At 73.4% G+C, this 13,643-nt stretch carries 14 protein-coding genes; 13 read left to right on the top strand and 1 reads right to left on the bottom strand.

The annotated features are described in order from the left end of the window. The first annotated feature begins 64 nt into the window (after nt 1-64). The 11 genes from atpB to HNR08_RS02410 all read left to right on the top strand — a co-directional run bounded on the left by atpB (nt 65) and on the right by HNR08_RS02410 (nt 9,588). Nucleotides 65-856 carry a F0F1 ATP synthase subunit A gene (gene atpB, locus HNR08_RS02460; RefSeq protein ID WP_146840505.1) on the top strand — a complete coding sequence of 264 codons (792 nt, stop codon included), beginning with the start codon at nt 65-67 and terminating at the stop codon, nt 854-856. Nucleotides 857-949: 93 nt separating this feature from the next. Then, complete coding sequence (gene atpE, locus HNR08_RS02455) at nt 950-1,204, top strand: ATP synthase F0 subunit C (protein WP_276509384.1); 255 nt, start codon at nt 950-952, stop codon at nt 1,202-1,204. Next, nucleotides 1,201-1,785, top strand: a complete 585-nt coding sequence (locus HNR08_RS02450) for a F0F1 ATP synthase subunit B (protein WP_371862412.1) — start codon at nt 1,201-1,203, stop codon at nt 1,783-1,785. Before atpE ends, HNR08_RS02450 begins: the two co-directional genes overlap by 4 nt. Then, nucleotides 1,785-2,597, top strand: a complete 813-nt coding sequence (locus tag HNR08_RS02445; protein WP_146840496.1) for a F0F1 ATP synthase subunit delta — start codon at nt 1,785-1,787, stop codon at nt 2,595-2,597. The genes HNR08_RS02450 and HNR08_RS02445 overlap by 1 nt, the downstream gene beginning before the upstream one ends. Nucleotides 2,598-2,670: 73 nt before the next feature. Then, nucleotides 2,671-4,299 carry a F0F1 ATP synthase subunit alpha gene (atpA, locus tag HNR08_RS02440; protein WP_146840497.1) on the top strand — a complete coding sequence of 543 codons (1,629 nt, stop codon included), beginning with the start codon at nt 2,671-2,673 and terminating at the stop codon, nt 4,297-4,299. 2 nt (nt 4,300-4,301) lie between these two features. Continuing rightward, the gene (locus HNR08_RS02435) at nt 4,302-5,195 is read left to right on the top strand and encodes a F0F1 ATP synthase subunit gamma (RefSeq protein ID WP_146840498.1); all 894 of its coding nucleotides are present in this window, start codon (nt 4,302-4,304) and stop codon (nt 5,193-5,195) included. A 64-nt stretch (nt 5,196-5,259) separates the two neighbouring features. Then, nucleotides 5,260-6,738 carry a F0F1 ATP synthase subunit beta gene (gene atpD, locus HNR08_RS02430; RefSeq protein WP_146840499.1) on the top strand — a complete coding sequence of 493 codons (1,479 nt, stop codon included), beginning with the start codon at nt 5,260-5,262 and terminating at the stop codon, nt 6,736-6,738. Between the two features lie 50 nt (nt 6,739-6,788). Beyond that, complete coding sequence (locus HNR08_RS02425) at nt 6,789-7,070, top strand: F0F1 ATP synthase subunit epsilon (RefSeq protein ID WP_146840500.1); 282 nt, start codon at nt 6,789-6,791, stop codon at nt 7,068-7,070. 10 nt (nt 7,071-7,080) lie between these two features. Next, complete coding sequence (locus tag HNR08_RS02420) at nt 7,081-7,500, top strand: DUF2550 domain-containing protein (protein WP_146840501.1); 420 nt, start codon at nt 7,081-7,083, stop codon at nt 7,498-7,500. 33 nt (nt 7,501-7,533) lie between these two features. After that, on the top strand, nt 7,534-8,229 hold the full coding sequence (nucS, locus tag HNR08_RS02415; RefSeq protein ID WP_146840502.1) for an endonuclease NucS: 696 nt from the start codon (nt 7,534-7,536) through the stop codon (nt 8,227-8,229). A 66-nt stretch (nt 8,230-8,295) separates the two neighbouring features. After that, nucleotides 8,296-9,588 carry an N-acetylglucosamine-6-phosphate deacetylase gene (locus tag HNR08_RS02410; protein WP_146840503.1) on the top strand — a complete coding sequence of 431 codons (1,293 nt, stop codon included), beginning with the start codon at nt 8,296-8,298 and terminating at the stop codon, nt 9,586-9,588. 152 nt (nt 9,589-9,740) lie between these two features. Here the strand turns inward: HNR08_RS02410 and HNR08_RS02405 are convergent, their stop codons facing one another. Beyond that, nucleotides 9,741-10,745, bottom strand: coding sequence for a LacI family DNA-binding transcriptional regulator (locus tag HNR08_RS02405; protein ID WP_183834759.1), 1,005 nt, complete (start codon nt 10,743-10,745; stop codon nt 9,741-9,743). Between the two features lie 409 nt (nt 10,746-11,154). Between HNR08_RS02405 and HNR08_RS02400 the strand changes: the two genes are divergently transcribed. Both HNR08_RS02400 and HNR08_RS02395 read left to right on the top strand, forming a co-directional pair. Beyond that, entirely contained in the window at nt 11,155-12,285 is a 1,131-nt protein-coding gene (locus HNR08_RS02400; protein ID WP_146839063.1) for a LacI family DNA-binding transcriptional regulator, read from the top strand. Beyond that, complete coding sequence (locus HNR08_RS02395) at nt 12,285-13,598, top strand: ABC transporter substrate-binding protein (RefSeq protein WP_221286297.1); 1,314 nt, start codon at nt 12,285-12,287, stop codon at nt 13,596-13,598. Before HNR08_RS02400 ends, HNR08_RS02395 begins: the two co-directional genes overlap by 1 nt. Nucleotides 13,599-13,643: the final 45 nt, after the last annotated feature.

Genomic DNA, 13,643 nt, shown 5'->3' with positions numbered 1-13,643 from the left:
GCCAGGGACTGCCCGCCGGAGCCTTCGACCCCAGGAGACTGCTCTGTCCAGCCTTGCGACGATCCTGCCGCTCGCTGCCGAAGGCGAGTCCGGGTTCCACAAGCCGTCGATCGCCGAGTTCTTCCCCCCGGCCATCTGGTTCGAGGGCACGATCTTCGAGATCAACCGCATCCAGGTCGTGCGCTTCGTCGCCGTCGCGGTGCTGCTGACCCTCATGGTGATCGCGGCCCGCCGCGCGAAGCTCGTGCCCACCCGCGGTCAGAACATGGCCGAGATCCTGCTCGACTTCGTCCGCGTCAACGTCGCCGAGGACATCATCGGCAAGGAGAAGGCCGGCAGGTACGTCGCCCTCCTGACGACCGTGTTCTTCGCGATCTTCGCGTTCAACATCACCGGTGTGATCCCGCTGCTCAACATCGCGGGCACCTCGCTGATCGGCCTGCCCGTGATGCTGGCCCTGTGGGTGTACGTCATGTACCTCGCGGCCGGCATCAAGGCGCACGGCGTCGGCGGGTTCCTCAAGAACAGCCTGTTCCCGCCGGGCGTCCCGCCGTTCCTCTACGTGCTGCTGACGCCGGTGGAGTTCCTGCAGGTGTTCGTCCTGCGGCCCGTCACCCTGGCGATCCGGCTCATGGCCAACATGGTCGCCGGGCACCTCATGCTGGTGCTCTGCTTCTCGGCCACCCAGTTCCTGCTCTTCGAGGCCAGCGGCGGGCTCAAGCCCTTCGGTGCGCTGACCCTCGCCGGCGGCTTCGCGATCACCCTCTTCGAGGTGTTCGTCGCGGCGCTGCAGGCGTACATCTTCGTCGTCCTCACGGCCGTCTACCTCAGCCAGTCGATCGAGGACGAGCACTGACCCAGCACTCCCCGGCCGTCGTCACCGGCGTCCGGTACTGAGACGACCACCGCACCGACCGGTCGGTGGCCAAACGGAAGGAACGAGCACAGCGTGTCTCTTCTCGCGGACCCCAGCGTCATCCTTGCGGCCGAGAACGCCATCTCGGGCAACATCGCGACCGTCGGCTACGGCCTCGCGGTGCTCGGCCCGGGCATCGGCCTCGGCATCCTGATCGGCAAGACCGTCGAGGGCATGGCGCGCCAGCCCGAGGTCGCCGGCCAGCTCCGGACGACCATGTTCATCGGTATCGGCTTCGTCGAGGTGCTCGGTCTCCTCGGCCTGATCACCGGCTTCCTCTTCTCGTGATCACCGCCGCGCTCCCCGCGGCGAGCATCCTGGCCGCGGAGACCGAGGAGGTCGAGGGCTGGCGCCTGCTGGTCCCGGCCGGCTACGACATCCTCTGGTCGACCGTCGTCCTCGTGGTCATCGGCGTCGTCTTCTACAAGCTGGTGCTGCCGAAGTTCCAGGCGGTGCTCGACGAGCGGACGGCGAAGATCGAGGGGGGGCTGGCCAAGGCCTCCCGCGCCCAGGAGGAGGCTGCCGCGGCCAAGGCCGAGTACGAGCAGCAGCTCCAGGACGCCCGCACCGAGGCCGCCCGCATCCGCGAGGAGGCGCGCGCCGAGGCCGGGCAGATCGTCGCCGAGGCCCGCGAGAAGGCGTCCGCCGAGGCCGCCCGCATCGCGGAGAACGCGCAGCGGCAGATCGAGGCGGAGCGCCAGCAGGCCGCCGTCTCGCTGCGCGCCGACGTGGGCTCCCTGGCCACGCAGCTCGCCTCGAAGATCGTCGGCGAGTCGCTCGAGGACGAGGCCCGGCGCACGCGCGTCGTGGACCGCTTCCTGGACGAGCTCGACGCCCAGACGACCGCCACCGCGGGTAAGGGGAACTGATGCGAGGGACGAGCCGGGCGTCGCTGGCCGCCGCGGAGGGCCGGTTCGAGCCGGTGCTGCGCGAGGCCGGCACGCAGGGGCGGCTGCTCGGCGAGCAGCTGTTCGCGCTGGTCGACGCGCTGGACTCGTCCGGCTCGCTGCGGCGCACCCTGACCGACCCGTCGGCCGCGGGCGACGCCAAGGCGGCGCTCGTGGCCCGGCTGCTGACCGCCGCCGACCCGCGCGTGGTCGAGGCCGCGCAGGGCCTGGTCCGGTCGCGGTGGTCGGAGGAGGACGACCTCGCCGACGCGGCCGAGCACCTCGCCTACGAGGCGGTGCTCGCGTCGTCCGAGGCGGACGGCACGATCGAGCAGGTCCAGGACGAGCTGTTCCGGATCGGCCGCGCCCTCGCGGGGCAGCGCGAGGTGCGCCGCCTGCTGTACGAGGACACCGTGCACGCCGAGGCCCGCGGGCAGCTCGTCGACCGGCTGCTGGCCGGCGCCGGGGCGCCCGCGACGCAGGTGCTCGCGCGCCGGGCGGCCGTGGCGCCGCGCGGCCGCCGGTTCGTCGCCACGCTCGGCCACCTCGCCGACCTGATCGCCGAGCGGCGCAGCCGCACGGTCGCGACGGTCATCAGCGCGGCGGACCTGGGCACGGCCCAGCGGCTGCGGCTCGCCGAGATCCTCGGCCGGGCCTACGGCCGCGAGATGCAGGTGCAGGTCCAGGTGGACCCGCACGTCCTGGGCGGCCTGCGCGTGCAGGTCGGCCCCGAGGTGATCGACGCGACCGTGCTCGCACGGCTGGCGGACGCCCGACGACGACTGGCCAGCTGACGGGCCCCGCGCCCGACCCCGAACAGACGTGGGAGCGCACGCCGCACGCGTGCGACACGACAGGAGAGATGCCATGAGCGAGCTGCAGATCCGGCCGGAGGACATCCGCGCCGCGCTGGACAGCTTCGTCACGACGTACGAGCCGACCGGCACCGCCGCCGAGGAGGTCGGGCGGGTCACCCTGGCCGGCGACGGGATCGCCCGCGTCGAGGGCCTGCCCGGCGCGATGGCGAACGAGCTGCTGCGCTTCGAGGACGGCACGCTGGGCCTGGCCCTGAACCTCGACGTCCGCGAGATCGGCGTCATCGTGCTCGGTGAGTTCACCGGCATCGAGGAGGGCCAGGAGGTCCGCCGGACCGGCGAGGTGCTGTCGGTGCCCGTCGGCGACGCGTTCCTCGGCCGCGTGGTCGACCCGCTGGGCCAGCCGATCGACGGCCTGGGCGAGATCGTGCCCGAGGCGCGCCGCGCCCTCGAGCTCCAGGCCCCCGGCGTCATGGCTCGCAAGTCGGTGCACGAGCCGCTGCAGACCGGCATCAAGGCCATCGACTCGATGATCCCGATCGGCCGCGGCCAGCGGCAGCTCGTCATCGGCGACCGCCAGACCGGCAAGACCGCGATCGCGATCGACACGATCCTCAACCAGAAGGCCAACTGGGAGACGGGCGACCCGGACCAGCAGGTCCGCTGCATCTACGTCGCCATCGGCCAGAAGGGCTCCACCATCGCCGCGGTCCGCGGCGCCCTGGAGGAGGCCGGCGCCCTCGAGTACACGACGATCGTCGCGGCCCCGGCGTCCGACCCGGCCGGCTTCAAGTACCTGGCCCCGTACACCGGCTCGGCCATCGGCCAGCACTGGATGTACGGCGGCAAGCACGTCCTCATCGTGTTCGACGACCTGTCGAAGCAGGCCGAGGCGTACCGCGCCGTGTCCCTGCTGCTGCGCCGCCCGCCGGGCCGCGAGGCGTACCCGGGCGACGTGTTCTACCTGCACTCCCGCCTGCTGGAGCGCTGCGCGAAGCTGTCCGACGAGCTCGGCGGCGGCTCGATGACCGGCCTGCCGTTCATCGAGACCAAGGCGAACGACGTCTCGGCGTACATCCCGACCAACGTCATCTCCATCACCGACGGGCAGATCTTCCTGCAGTCCGACCTGTTCAACGCGGACCAGCGCCCGGCCGTCGACGTCGGCATCTCGGTGTCCCGCGTCGGTGGTGCCGCGCAGGTCAAGGCGATGAAGCAGGTCTCCGGCACGCTGAAGCTGGACCTCGCGCAGTACCGGTCGCTCGAGGCGTTCGCGATGTTCGCCTCCGACCTGGACGCCGCGTCCCGCGCGCAGCTCACCCGGGGCGCCCGCCTCATGGAGCTGCTCAAGCAGCCCCAGTACTCGCCGTTCCCGGTCGAGGACCAGGTCGCGTCGATCTGGGCCGGCACCAAGGGCAAGCTGGACGACGTGCCGGTCGAGGACGTCCGCCGGTTCGAGTCCGAGCTGCTGGACCACCTGCGCCGGAACACCGACGTGCTGAGCACGATCGCGGAGTCCGGCAAGCTGGGCGACGACGTGGAGGAGAAGCTCGCGGCCGCGGTCGACGAGTTCCGCCACGGCTTCCTCAAGGGCGACGGCAGCCCGCTGATCGGCGCCGAGGCGCCCGAGGAGGAGACCCCGGTCGAGCAGGAGCAGATCGTCCGGCAGAAGAAGGCCTGAGCATGGCCGGACAGCAGCGCGTCTACCGGCAGCGCATCAGGTCCACCCAGGCGCTGAAGAAGATGTTCCGCGCCCAGGAGCTGATCGCCGCCTCGCGCATCGGGCGCGCCCGGGACCGGATGTCCGCCGCGTCGCCGTACGCCCGCGCCATCACCCGGGCGGTCTCGGCCGTCGCGACGCACTCGGACGTCCGGCACCCGCTGCTCGCGGAGCGCACGGACACCCACCGCGTCGCGGTGCTCCTCATCGCCTCGGACCGCGGCATGGCGGGTGCCTACTCGGCGTCCGTCATCCGCGAGACCGAGCGGCTGATCGAGCGGCTCGAGGGCGAGGGCAAGGAGGTCGCGCTGTACGTGAGCGGCCGCCGCGCGGAGTCGTACTACCGGTTCCGGAACCGCGAGCTCGCGGGGACGTGGACCGGCCAGTCCGACGCCCCGACGTCCGACCTGGCGGAGGAGATCTCGGGCACGCTGCTCGACGCCTTCGCCGCCGCGCCCGAGGACGGCGGGGTGGGGGAGCTGCACATCGTGTCGACGCAGTTCGTCAACATGGTGAGCCAGCGCCCGCAGGTCATCCGGATGCTGCCCCTCGAGGTCGTCGAGGGCGTCGCGCCCGCCGGCGAGCACGAGGTGCTCCCGCTGTACGACTTCGAGCCGGACGCGGCCGAGGTGCTGGACGCGCTGCTCCCGCGGTACGTCCGGACCCGGATCTTCGCGTGCCTGCTGCAGGCCGCGGCGTCCGAGCTCGCGGCCCGGCAGCGCGCGATGCACACGGCCACGGAGAACGCCGAGGACCTCATCCGCATGTACACGCGGCTGGCGAACCAGGCCCGCCAGGCCGAGATCACCCAGGAGATCAGCGAGATCGTGTCGGGCGCCGACGCGCTCGCCTCCTGAGCACCGACAGCACGACCGACCCCAGCCCGCCGGCTCCCCGGCGGACGACCGAAGGCAGGCAGACATGACCGCGACCACCGTCGACGCGAAGGACACCACGGCCACGCCGGGCGTGGGCCGCGTCGCCCGTGTGATCGGGCCCGTCGTGGACATCGAGTTCCCCGCGGACCAGATCCCCGACATCTACAACGCGCTCACGGTCGACATCGACATGTCGGGCCAGGGCGAGGGCGAGCAGTCGTTCACGATGACGCTCGAGGTCGCGCAGCACCTCGGCGACTCGCTCGTGCGCGCCATCGCGCTGAAGCCGACCGACGGCCTCGTGCGCGGCGCCCAGGTCACCGACACCGGCGCGCCGATCAGCGTCCCCGTCGGCGACGTCACCAAGGGCCGCGTGTTCAACGTGACCGGCGACGTGCTGAACCTCGCGGAGGGCGAGAAGCTCGAGATCACCGAGCGCTGGCCCATCCACCGCAAGCCCCCGGCCTTCGACCAGCTCGAGTCGAAGACCCAGATGTTCGAGACCGGCATCAAGGTCATCGACCTGCTCACCCCGTACGTCCAGGGCGGGAAGATCGGCCTGTTCGGCGGCGCGGGCGTCGGCAAGACCGTCCTCATCCAGGAGATGATCCAGCGCGTCGCGCAGGACCACGGCGGTGTGTCGGTGTTCGCCGGCGTCGGCGAGCGCACCCGCGAGGGCAACGACCTCATCGTCGAGATGGAGGAGGCGGGCGTCTTCGACAAGACGGCCCTCGTCTTCGGCCAGATGGACGAGCCGCCGGGCACGCGTCTGCGCGTCGCCCTGTCCGCCCTGACGATGGCGGAGTACTTCCGGGACGTGCAGAAGCAGGACGTGCTGCTGTTCATCGACAACATCTTCCGGTTCACCCAGGCCGGATCCGAGGTGTCGACGCTGCTCGGCCGCATGCCGTCCGCGGTGGGCTACCAGCCGAACCTCGCCGACGAGATGGGCCTCCTGCAGGAGCGCATCACCTCGACGCGCGGCCACTCGATCACCTCGCTGCAGGCGATCTACGTGCCGGCCGACGACTACACCGACCCGGCCCCGGCCACGACGTTCGCGCACCTCGACGCGACGACGGAGCTCTCCCGCGAGATCGCGTCCCGCGGTCTGTACCCCGCGGTGGACCCGCTGGCGTCGACGTCCCGCATCCTCGACCCGCGCTACGTGGGCCAGGAGCACTACGACGTCGCGACCCGCGTGAAGTCGATCCTGCAGCGCAACAAGGAGCTCCAGGACATCATCGCGATCCTCGGCGTCGACGAGCTGTCGGAGGAGGACAAGACGGTCGTCGCGCGCGCCCGCCGCATCCAGCAGTTCCTCTCGCAGAACACCTACATGGCCGAGAAGTTCACCGGCGTCGTGGGCTCCACGGTCCCGGTGCCCGAGACGGTCGAGGCGTTCAAGAAGATCGCGGACGGCGAGTTCGACCACATCGCCGAGCAGGCCTTCTTCAACATCGGTGGCCTCGAGGACCTCGAGCGCAACTGGGCCCGCATCCAGAAGGAGTACGGCGTCTGACGTCCGCGTCGCACGCCCGTACCCCGTCCCCCCAGGAGGTCAGAAGTCCCATGGCTCAGCTCGAGGTCGACCTGGTCGACACCGACGGCACGATCTGGTCCGGCGAGGCCCGCCAGGTCAGCGCGCCCGCCTCGGACGGCGAGATCGGCATCCTGGCCGGGCACACCCCGGTCCTCTCCGTGCTCCGGCACGGGGAGGTCCGGGTGATCGAGGCCGGCGGCACCGTGCACCGCTGGACCGTCGAGGGCGGCTTCCTGTCCGTCGACGCCGACCAGGTGACCGTCGTCGTCGACGCGGCCGAGGCGGTGGCCTCCGGCACGTCGGCGCGCTGACGGGCCGGCGGTGAGCGGGACCCAGGTCGCCCTCGTCGCGCTGCTGCTCGCCCTGGCCGTCCTCGTGGCGGCCGGGCTGGCGTTCTCCCGCCGGCACAGCCTGACCCGGCGCGTCGGGTCGTTCGCGTGCGCCCTGCGCGCCCGGGGCCGCTGGGTCCCCGGCATCGCGCACTACGGCGCGCGCCACCTGTACTGGTGGCGGCTGCGCTCGCTCGCCCCGCGCCCGGAGCACGTCTGGCCGCGCGGGGCGATCGCCGTCCTGGAGCGCCGCGCGGCGTCGGGGCGGCCCGACGACGCGGCGGGGCCCCTGCTCGTGCGCTGCCGCGTCGGCGCCGGGGACGAGGTCGAGCTCACGATGACCCGCGAGGCCTACGCCGGGCTGACGTCCTGGCTCGAGGCGGCCCCGCCGGTGCCGCACACGGTCATCTGACCGCCCGCCCCGCCCGTTCGAAGGAAGTCCCCGATGCGCCTGCTCGTCGCGCGCTGCTCCGCCCGGTACAGCGGCCGGCTCAACGCCCACCTGCCCCTGGCGACCCGGCTCGTCGTCGTCAAGGCCGACGGCTCGGTGCTGCTGCACTCCGACGGCGGCTCGTACAAGCCGCTGAACTGGATGAGCCCCCCGTGCTCGCTGCGCACGTCGGAGGCGCCCGCCGAGGACGCCGAGCGGGGCGTGACGCAGGTGTGGACCGTCCAGCACGCGAAGAGCGACGACCGCCTCGTCATCGAGGTGCACGAGGTGCTGCACGACTCGGCGCACGACCTCGGCGTCGACCCCGGTCTGGTCAAGGACGGCGTCGAGGCGCACCTGCAGGAGCTCATGGCCGCGCAGATCGAGGTGCTCGGCGCCGGCAGCACGCTGGTCCGCCGCGAGTTCCCCACGGCGATCGGCCCGGTGGACATCTTGGCCCGCGACGCCGCCGGCGCGACCGTCGCCGTGGAGATCAAGCGGCGGGGCGACATCGACGGCGTCGAGCAGCTGACCCGCTACCTCGAGCTGCTGAACCGCGACCCGCTGCTGGCGCCCGTGCGGGGGGTGTTCGCGGCGCAGGAGATCAAGCCGCAGGCCCGGGTTCTCGCCACCGACAGGGGCATCGCGTGCCTGGTCCTGGACTACGACGCGATGCGGGGCGTCGACGACGTGGACTCGCGCCTGTTCTGACGCCCGGCCGCCCGGGCGGGGGACCCCGGACGCGGGTCCCGGTGCCGGGCCCGCGGGTGCGACAGAATGGGGCGCGTGACCACTGCTGACACCGCACCTGCCGACGTCGTCCTGCGCGGAGAGGTGGTGACGCCGACGGAGGTGCTGCCCGACGGGGTGGTGGTCCTCGCGGACGGGCGCATCGCCTGGGTCGGCCCCGCCGCCCAGCTCCCGGCCCGGTGGGCGGACGACCTGCCGCCGGTCCCCGCGCCGGGCACGACCCTGCTGCCCGGCCTGGTGGACGTCCACGACCACGGCGGCGGCGGGGCGAGCTTCCCGGACGCGACGACGCGCGAGGAGGCCCTGGTCGCCGCGCGGGAGCACCTCCGGCACGGGACGACCAGCCTGGTCGCCTCGCTCGTCACCGCCCCGCGCGACGTGCTGCTGGCCCGCGCGGCGCTGCTCGCGGACCTGGTGGAGTCCGGGGACCTGGCGGGCATCCACGCCGAGGGGCCGTTCCTGTCCGCGGACCGGTGCGGCGCGCAGAACCCGGCGGACATGCTCGCGGGCGACGCGCAGCTGGTGACCGACCTCGCGCGGGCGGCCCGCGGACACCTCGTGACCATGACGATCGCGCCCGAGGTCCCGGGCGTCGCGGACGGCGGCGAGGGCGCGGACGACGTCGTCGCGGCCCTGGTGCGCGCGGGCGCGGTGCCGTCCGTCGGGCACACCGACGCCGCGTCCGAGCAGGTGGACGCGGCCGTCGCCCGGTCGCGCGCGCTGCTCGCCGGCGGCCGCCGGGGGACCGCCGCGGGCGGGGGAGCGGGCCGGGGCCGGTCGCCGCGGCCGACCGCGACCCACCTGTTCAACGGCATGCGCCCGCTGCACCACCGCGACCCCGGGCCGATCGCCGCGTGCCTGGCGGCCGCGGCGCGCGGGGACCTCGTGGTCGAGCTCGTCGCGGACGGCACGCACCTCGCCGACGGCACGGTCCGCGCGGTGTTCGACCTGGTCGGACCGGACGCGATCGCGCTGGTCACCGACGCGATGGCGGCGGCCGGCATGGCCGACGGCGACTACCAGCTGGGCCCGATGTCGGTGCGGGTCGGCGACGGCGTCGCGCGGCTGCGGAACGAGGACGGCACGGCGGGCGCCATCGCCGGCGGCACGGCGCACCTGCTGGACGTCGTGCGCAGCGTCGTGCGGGCGGGGGTCGGGATCGTCGCGGCCGTGCGCTCGGCGGCGACGACCCCGGCCGAGGTGCTCGGGCGCCCCGACCTGGGCGCGCTGGCGGTGGGCCGGCGCGCCGACGTGGTGGTCACGGACGCCGACCTGGCGTGCGTCGCGGTGTACCGGGGCGGCGCGCTGATCTCGGCCTGACGACGCGAGGCGCCGCCGAGGTCGAGAGTTCCGCGCGACACGCCCCCGCGACACGCCGGAGGTCCGTCGCGAACCCTCGACCTCGTCGACGCGGCGCGCCCGGTGCCGCACGCCCGGTGCCGCGCGCCCGGCGCCGCGAGGCCGGCCCGCGGTCAGGCGCCGACGGGGGCGACGCTCCCGTGGTCCGTGTACGTCGGCGCGACCAGGCGCGTCTCGGCGAGGTCCTCCCCGCCGAGGCGCGCCATCACCATCTCCACCGCGATCCGCCCGATCCGGTGCCCCGGGACCTCGATGGTGGAGACGGGGACGGGCAGCGCCGCGGCGATGTCCGAGGGGCTGACGGCCACGACCGACAGGTCGTCCGGCACGTGGAGCCCGCGCTCACCCGCCCGGGCCAGGACGCCGCCGAGCGCCGCCTCGTTGTGCACCACGAGCCCCGTGGTGCCGGGGTGCTCGTCGAGCACCCGGTCCAGGGCGAGCGCACCGCCCGTGAAGGTCGGCTCCGCCGGGACGACGGCCGCCTCGACGCCGCTGGTGGCGGCCTGGTCGAGGACGCCGTGCCGCATCCGGACCGCGTAGTTCGCGCGGTGGTCCAGCCGGTCCTGGGAGGCCCCGACCAGCGCCACGCGGCGGTGCCCGTGCCGGGCGAGCTCCCGCACCGCCAGCCGGCCCGCGCCGGCGAAGTCCAGGTCCACGCAGCTCAGGCCCGTGGTGTCGTCCGGGACGCCGATGAGGATGCTCGGCAGGGTGAGCGACCGCAGCGCCGGCAGCCGGGCGTCGTCCGCCTCGATGTCCATGACGATCAGCGCGTCCGCCGTCGAGCTCGCGGCGACCCGGTTCATGCCCTGCGGGTCGTCCTGGGTCAGGACGAGCACGTCGTGGTCGTGCTCCCGCGCGGTGGTCACGACCCCGCCGACGAACTGCATGATGATCTGCACGTTGATGCCCGGGCGGAACGGCACCATCAGCGCGATGACGTTGCTCCGGCTCGACGCGAGGGCCCGCGCGCCGGCGTGCGGGCGGTAGCCGAGGTCCGCGATGGCCCGCTGCACCCGCTCGCGGGTGGGGGCCGAGATGGTGCGCTTGCCGCTCAGCACGTAGCTCACGGTGGAGACGGAGACACCCGCCGCCCGGGCCACGTCCCCGATGGTCGCCATCCGCCCAGGGTAGTGGCGCGGGCGGCCGCGTCCGCGCAGGTCGCGGCGGGTGTGCCGGAGCCTGGCAACCCGGGCGGCCGGGGCGGGCCGTCCGGCGGGACCGGGGCACCCGGCGCGTGGCCCCGGGGCGCCTCGAAGGGCCGCTCAGCGTGTGCAAACGCTTCGACATTTGAGTCGCCAGGTGGGCGTCCGCGGCGACCGCAGACCGCCCGCAGCGCCCGCGACGGCCCATGAACACGCCGTGTAGGCGCCCACACACGCTCGAATCGCTTCGATCAACCTCGTGACCATTTCGATACCTCCACCCCTGGACGCACCCCCTTCGGCGGGCCTACAGTGACGACCGCGCGAAGCGCTTCGACTCTCATCGACGAGAGCTCGCCGCCACTCACCGAGGAGGGCAGGACCCGTGGTCGTCACCATGCAGGACGTCGCCCGCCGCGCCGGCGTCGCCCTCTCCACCGTCTCGGCCACCCTCACGTCCGCCCGCCCCGTCTCCGCGGCCACCCGCGCCCGCGTCGTCGCCGCGATGGACGAGCTCGGCTACACCCGCAACGCCCTGGCGCGCGGGCTCGCGTCGCGCCGCAGCCGCGTGCTGGCCCTGACCTACCCGGTCGGCACCTCCGGCCTGAGCCGCACGTCCGCCGAGTTCGTGCTCAGCGCCGCCCAGGTCGCGCAGGAGCGGGGCTACCAGCTCGTGCTGTGGCCGTTCGGCGTGGCCGACGAGGCCGGGATCGTCGAGGTGGCCGGCCAGGGGCTCGCGGACGGGGTGCTCGTCATGGAGGTGCACCTCGACGACGTGCGGGTCCGCGGGCTGCGGGCGGCGGGGGTCCCCGTCGCGCTCATCGGCCGGACCGCGGACGACGGCCCGCTCCCCACGGTGGACGTCGACTTCGAGGCCACCCTGCGCGACGCCGTGGCGCACCTCGCGGCCCTCGGCCACCGGGGCATCGCGTTCGTCAACCACGCGGCGCACCGGGTCGCCGAGGGCCACGGCCCGACGGTCCGGGCCGCCGCGGCGTACGAGCGCGCGATGACGGACCGCGGGCTGGCGCCCGTCCAGGTCTTCGCGGACGAGTCGGTCGCCGGCGGCCGCGCCGCCCTGGCGGGGCTCCTGGCCGCGGACGAGGCCCCCACCGCCGTCATCACGATGAACGAGGACGCCACGTTCGGCGTCGCCGCCGAGCTCGCCGCGCGCCGGATCGCGGTGCCGCGGGAGCTGTCCGTGCTCGCGGTGGTGTCGTCCCCGGCGGTGTCCGGGCAGACGGTCCCGCCGCTCACCACCCTGCACGCCCCGGGTGCCCAGCTCGGCCGGGCGGGCGTCGACGCCCTGCTCGCCCTGCTGGACACCGGGACCCCGCCGCCGCCCGCGCTGCTGCCGTGCCGGCTCGTGGACTGCGGCAGCACCGGCCCCGTGCCGGCACCGGAACCCGCGCTCGCGGGTGCCCACCCCCAGACCCCCACCCGGGACGGGCACCGGCGACCCCGCCGGCGCCCGGCAAGGACCCACACAGAGGAACTCGACGAGGAGGACGTGTGATGGCAGGACAGCGCAAGAAGGTCATGGCGGGCGCCCTGGTGCTCGCCCTGCCGCTCGCCCTGGCGGCGTGCGGCGGCGACTCGGGCGGCGACGGCGGGGGCGGCGGCGACGGCGACACCCTCACCATCTGGCACTACGAGAACGACGACTCGGCGATGGGCCAGGCGTGGGCCAAGGCCATCGAGATCTTCTCCGACGAGAACCCCGACGTCACGGTGACCGTCGAGAACCAGACGTTCGAGCAGATCCAGAAGAACGCCAAGATCTTCCTGACCGGCGACGACGTCCCGGACGTCATGGAGTACAACAAGGGCAACGCCACCGCCGGCCAGCTCGCCTCCCAGGGCCTGCTGACCCCGCTCACCGACGAGGCCGAGTCGCGCGGCTGGGCCGACACGCTGCCTGCGTCCATCCAGACGACCGCCACGTACGACGAGCAGGGCCTCATGGGCTCGGGCGACTGGTACGGGGTGCCGAACTACGGCGAGTTCGTCGGCGTCTACTACAACCAGGACATGCTGGACCAGTACGGCCTGGCGGTGCCGACGACGTTCGACGAGTTCGAGAACGTGCTCAAGACGTTCAAGGACAACGGCGTCACCCCGATCGCGACCGCCGGGTCCGAGTACCCGATGGGCCAGCTCTGGTACGAGCTCGTGCTGCACTACGCCGACCGCGACCTCATCGACCAGTACCAGCTGTTCACCGAGGACGTCGACTTCCACGACGCCGCGTTCCAGCAGGCCACCGAGAAGCTGGACGAGTGGATCAAGGCCGGCTACGTCGCCGCGGACTCCGCCGCGCTGACCGCCGAGGACATGGGCGTCTCCTTCATCAACGGCACCTACCCGCTGATGGTCTCCGGCTCGTGGTGGTTCGGCCGCCTCGTCGAGGAGATCCCGTTCACCTGGGGCCAGGCGCTGTTCCCGGAGAACGCGATGCACCCGGGCTCGTCCGGCAACCTCTGGGTCGTCCCGGAGAACGCGGCGAACAAGGACCTCGCGTACGAGTTCATCGACATCACGCTGCGCCCCGAGGTGCAGGAGATCCTCGGCCAGAAGGGCGGCCTGCCGGTCGCGGGTGACTCCTCGACGATCACCGACCCGAAGACCCAGGAGCTCACGGAGAACTTCGAGGCGATCCTCGGCGACGACGGCCTGGCGTTCTACCCCGACTGGCCGGTGCCGGGCTTCTACGACGTGATCGTCAGCGAGTTCCAGTCGCTGATCAACCAGTCCAAGACCCCGGACGAGGTGCTGGACGGCCTGTCCTCCGCCTACGAGTCGGGCAAGACGGACCTGCTCGAGGGCTGACCCTCGCCCAGCCCGGCCGGGCGGCGCGCCGCGGTGCGCCGCCCG

Origin of the sequence: Cellulomonas hominis, assembly GCF_014201095.1 — a bacterium.
In the GTDB taxonomy this organism is placed as follows: domain Bacteria; phylum Actinomycetota; class Actinomycetes; order Actinomycetales; family Cellulomonadaceae; genus Cellulomonas; species Cellulomonas hominis.
The sequence above is the reverse complement of the archived record's forward strand: the minus strand, read 5'-3'. Positions and strand labels throughout refer to the sequence as shown.

Excerpts from the sequence above, each read along its gene's own strand:
- HNR08_RS02410 (WP_146840503.1), top strand. The coding sequence starts at position 8,296 with ATGGGGCGCGTGACCACTGCTGACACCGCACCTGCCGACGTCGTCCTG.
- HNR08_RS02435 (WP_146840498.1), top strand. The coding sequence starts at position 4,302 with ATGGCCGGACAGCAGCGCGTCTACCGGCAGCGCATCAGGTCCACCCAG.
- HNR08_RS02395 (WP_221286297.1), top strand. The coding sequence starts at position 12,285 with ATGGCAGGACAGCGCAAGAAGGTCATGGCGGGCGCCCTGGTGCTCGCC.
- nucS (WP_146840502.1), top strand. The coding sequence starts at position 7,534 with ATGCGCCTGCTCGTCGCGCGCTGCTCCGCCCGGTACAGCGGCCGGCTC.
- atpD (WP_146840499.1), top strand. The coding sequence starts at position 5,260 with ATGACCGCGACCACCGTCGACGCGAAGGACACCACGGCCACGCCGGGC.
- HNR08_RS02405 (WP_183834759.1), bottom strand. The coding sequence starts at position 10,745 with ATGGCGACCATCGGGGACGTGGCCCGGGCGGCGGGTGTCTCCGTCTCC.
- HNR08_RS02445 (WP_146840496.1), top strand. The coding sequence starts at position 1,785 with ATGCGAGGGACGAGCCGGGCGTCGCTGGCCGCCGCGGAGGGCCGGTTC.
- HNR08_RS02425 (WP_146840500.1), top strand. The coding sequence starts at position 6,789 with ATGGCTCAGCTCGAGGTCGACCTGGTCGACACCGACGGCACGATCTGG.
- atpA (WP_146840497.1), top strand. The coding sequence starts at position 2,671 with ATGAGCGAGCTGCAGATCCGGCCGGAGGACATCCGCGCCGCGCTGGAC.